At 64.8% G+C, this 3,460-nt stretch carries 6 protein-coding genes; 2 read left to right on the top strand and 4 right to left on the bottom strand.

What is annotated here, in order from left to right:
• The first annotated feature begins 73 nt into the window (after positions 1 to 73).
• Complete coding sequence (moaD, locus tag H565_RS0108975) at positions 74 to 763, top strand: molybdopterin converting factor subunit 1 (RefSeq protein ID WP_027460731.1); 690 nt, start codon at positions 74 to 76, stop codon at positions 761 to 763.
• A gap of 21 nt (positions 764 to 784) precedes the next feature.
• On the opposite strand, the gene H565_RS0108970 is transcribed toward moaD, so the two are convergent.
• The 3 genes from H565_RS0108970 to H565_RS0108960 form a co-directional block, all read right to left on the bottom strand.
• Positions 785 to 1,456 (bottom strand): PrsW family intramembrane metalloprotease, encoded by a 672-nt coding sequence (locus tag H565_RS0108970; RefSeq protein WP_034409028.1) that lies wholly within the window; start codon positions 1,454 to 1,456, stop codon positions 785 to 787.
• A gap of 40 nt (positions 1,457 to 1,496) precedes the next feature.
• Positions 1,497 to 1,997 (bottom strand): crossover junction endodeoxyribonuclease RuvC, encoded by a 501-nt coding sequence (ruvC, locus tag H565_RS0108965; RefSeq protein ID WP_027460729.1) that lies wholly within the window; start codon positions 1,995 to 1,997, stop codon positions 1,497 to 1,499.
• Between the two features lie 114 nt (positions 1,998 to 2,111).
• Complete coding sequence (locus H565_RS0108960) at positions 2,112 to 2,534, bottom strand: HesB/IscA family protein (RefSeq protein WP_027460728.1); 423 nt, start codon at positions 2,532 to 2,534, stop codon at positions 2,112 to 2,114.
• Between the two features lie 135 nt (positions 2,535 to 2,669).
• On the opposite strand from H565_RS0108960, the gene H565_RS0108955 reads away from it, so the two are divergent.
• A complete protein-coding gene (locus H565_RS0108955; RefSeq protein ID WP_027460727.1) occupies positions 2,670 to 2,924 on the top strand; it encodes a hypothetical protein in 255 nt (84 codons plus the stop codon).
• A gap of 83 nt (positions 2,925 to 3,007) precedes the next feature.
• Here H565_RS0108955 and H565_RS0108950 read toward each other — a convergent pair whose 3' ends face one another.
• Positions 3,008 to 3,214 (bottom strand): hypothetical protein, encoded by a 207-nt coding sequence (locus tag H565_RS0108950; protein ID WP_027460726.1) that lies wholly within the window; start codon positions 3,212 to 3,214, stop codon positions 3,008 to 3,010.
• Positions 3,215 to 3,460: the final 246 nt, after the last annotated feature.

The following is a 3,460-nucleotide window of genomic DNA, read 5'->3' as shown; positions in this document are numbered from 1 at the left end:
CCCGCCCCCTTGTCAACTCCCCCGCGCCGGGTTCCGCGTGAGACCCAGGAAAACGGGGTGCTAGCCTGCCTTTATGCGGGTACATGTGGTCTTTCTGGCGCAGCTCAAGCGAGAAGCCGGTTTAGAGATGGCCAGCCTGGAGGTCCCAGAAGGCAGCACGGTGCGGGACCTCGCGGCCAAGGTCGAAGCGGAGCGCGGCCTCAGCCTGCGCGGCTGCATGGTGGCGGTCAACGAAACTTATGCCCGCCCGGAACAAGTCTTGGCTGCCGGAGACGAGGTGGCCTTTTTGCCCCCGGTCGCAGGGGGTGCACCCTCCTCAGCGGAGCCGTCAGCGACCCGCTGCGAGCTACGCAGCACGCCCCTGCTCCTCGCGGAAGCGGAGTCCTTTCTTGTCCAGCCACAGTACGGAGCGCAAGCCTACTTTGTCGGAACGGTCCGCTCGCCCAACCGGGGCAAGGTGGTCACCGCCATCGACTATGAGGCGTATGGACCGATGGCGGTGCGGGTGATGGAAGAGGCCGCTCACCAAGCACAGGAGCGTTACGGAGAGCTGCGCGTCCTGATTCAGCACCGCACAGGACAGCTGCGGCCTGGGGAGGCAAGCATCTTGATTGGGGTCGCCAGCCCGCACCGCCGCGCCGCTCTGGAAGCCTGCGACTTCTTGATAGAGCACCTCAAAGCTCACTTGCCCATCTGGAAATACGAGCTGACCGAAGACGGTGCCCACTGGGTGGAGGGCCACAGCGAGCATCCCACCCTGTAGGGCGGAAGGGCGGCTCAGCCGTTAGGGGGACTGAGGATGGTCGCGGGCGTGGGTCTCGAAGTGGCGGTAGTAGCGGCCCGCCAGCCAAGCCATCAGGGAGAGGACGACGGCCAGCGCAGCCAGCTGGGGCCACCCCGCTGACCCGGTCAGTAGCCCATTAAACACGAAGTGCAAAGCGATGCTCAGGAGTAGCCCCCGCGACCGCCACCAGCGCCCCCCCTGGAGGTGCCGCCCCCCCAGGGCGTACCCCTGAGGAGCGCTGAACAGGGCATGGACGAGGGTGGTCAGAAGGGCATGCCACGCCAGAGCAGACGCCCCGTAACTCAGGGAGTAGGTGACATTCTCGACGAAGGCGAAGCCCAGGGCTGCGGTCACGGCGTACACCAGGCCGTCCATCGGCTCATCAAACTCGTGCTCGGTGGTGGCGGTCATGGCCGCCAGGAACTTGCTGCCCTCCTCGACGGTGGCGGTCAGGAGCAGCGCGAGCACTGGGGTGAACAGCCCCACCTCGGCGGACAGCCGCCCGAAAGTTCCTCCAAGCGCCGCCGAAACAGCCCAGGCCACCATGCCCCAGCCAAAGGTGCGGGCCAGCAACCAGGCTGGCTCTGGGTGGCGGTCGCGCCGCACGAAAAACCAAAGCCAGCCCGCCGACAGCAGCAGCGACACCAGCAATGGCCCCAGCAGCCGCGTCATCGCGTCTCAGGAAGGAGGGACGCAGACCGTCCGGAGCCGCTCAGGCCCGTACCAGCCGCCGGGCCGCCGCTTGCATGGGCTGATGGGCCAGGTGGGTGAGGGCCAGGGCCAGGGCGTCTGCCGCATGGTTGTTGAACAGCTCGCGGATACCTAGGGCCGCTTTGACCATGTAGATGACCTGTTCCTTGTCGGCACGTCCGGTGCCCACCAGCGAGCGCTTGACCTGCATGGGGCCGTAGGCATAGATGGGCACACCCGCCTGAGCACAGGCAAGCTGAACCACGCCAAAGGCCTGACCCACCTTGAAGGCCACGTCGGCCTGACGGCGCAGCACTTGGTCCTCGATGGCGACGGCGTCGGGGCGGTACTCGGCCAACAGGCGCGAGACTTCGCTATGGAGGTATTGCAAGCGGCGGGGCATCAGCCAGGCACTCTCGGTGGTCAGGCAGACGTGATGCAGGTGCCGGGCCTTGCGGACGTCGCCCTCCACCAGCCCTAGGCCAAGATTGGCGAGTCCAGGGTCTACCCCAAGCACAATCATGGTTGCAAGATAGGGCAGAAAGGGGGCGGCCCCACCTGGACGCCGCGCCAGCACAGGCCAGGCAAAGGCCACCCGGACGAATCAGGGTGGCCTAAGGGGGTCATGGGACTTAACTCAGCGAGAGCCGCAGCCCACGCTGCCTTCGCCGTCGGGCGACTGGGCACCATCGGTGCGGAAGGAGTGGCCGCACCCGCAACTGCTGGTGGCATTGGGATTGTGGACGGTGAAGCCGCCGCCCATCATGTTCTCGACGTAATCCACCTCGCTCCCGCGCAGCAGCGGTAGGCTCATGCGGTCGACGAGCAACTTGACGCCACGGTCGATGACGATGGTGTCCCCCTCAAGTTCGCGGTCGTCAATCGCCATGCCGTACTGATAACCGCTGCACCCGCCGCTCTTGATAAATACCCGCACGCCAGCATTCTCCTTGCCGCTCTGGGCCAGCATAGCCAGGGCCTTTTGAGCGCCGAACTCGCTGATACGAATGTCCTGGGGCGGCTGGGCGCTGCCGGATTCGGGGAAAGAGGTCGCCGTCATGGGTGAAGCGTAACACCATTGGAGGAAGAAAAAGGTGTCCGGTTGGCAAAGTCACCCAAACTGCACGTAGCCCCGCCGCCGCCTCGCCTCATCAGCACTTACATTCCTTGAGCGCCCTTCTGTTAGGATGGGGCCATGACGAACCCCTACGCCGAGTGGTTCGAGCAGCTGCGGGCGGAGTATGGCGAGCAGCTTCAGGCTATGCCGCTGCCGGACGGGTTGCCCGAACATCTGCATACGCTGGTGGAAAAGGGAGACGAGGAAGCCATCCAGTTCATGATCAAGCTGGCATGGCAGTTCGGTGCCCAGGTGGGCTATGCCGCCGGTGCTCGGCAGCGCCAAGAGCATGAGCAGGGCATCACTTCCCGTCCTGTGCGAGTCCAAGCCTGACCCCCCATGTGAGGCCAGACGCCGTTCCCCGGCGTCTTTTTTGTTTTTTTTGTTCTTGGGCTGATGCCGCTTGAGCAAAGGTTTCAGTGGCGCGCCGAGCGTGGCTGGCTCCAGCACCCGATGGCGCAAGCTCCGGCGATAAGGCCCCGTGCCGCCAACTCCTCCAGCACCAGCCGGGCGAAGGAAGTGACCGCTGCGGGGTCGGCATCCTCCATGTCGGCAGTGTGCAAACCGAGTTGGCGGGCTTGCTGGGCCAGCCACAGGCTCAGGGCGTCCTCTGGGGTCTTCATGTTGGCTCACGGTAAAACAAACCGCCCCGGCATGTCGCCAGGGCGGGGGGCAAGAGCGAGAACGGCTCGGACCGATTGGCTCTGATTTCAGAACATCCGGACAGCCCACCGGATGTTCTTCCATCGCCGCCACTCGGTCTCCATTGCTTCTCCTCAGGAGTTGCACCTTGCAATTTTGAGTGAATAGCCGTGCTGGCGCAGAAATTCCTCGTCTGTGGCGAGGCGGGCGAAGATGACGTTCAAGCG

The sequence above is a fragment of the Deinococcus murrayi DSM 11303 genome, assembly GCF_000482805.1.
In the GTDB taxonomy this organism is placed as follows: domain Bacteria; phylum Deinococcota; class Deinococci; order Deinococcales; family Deinococcaceae; genus Deinococcus; species Deinococcus murrayi.
This window is presented reverse-complemented; position numbering and strand designations above follow the sequence as displayed.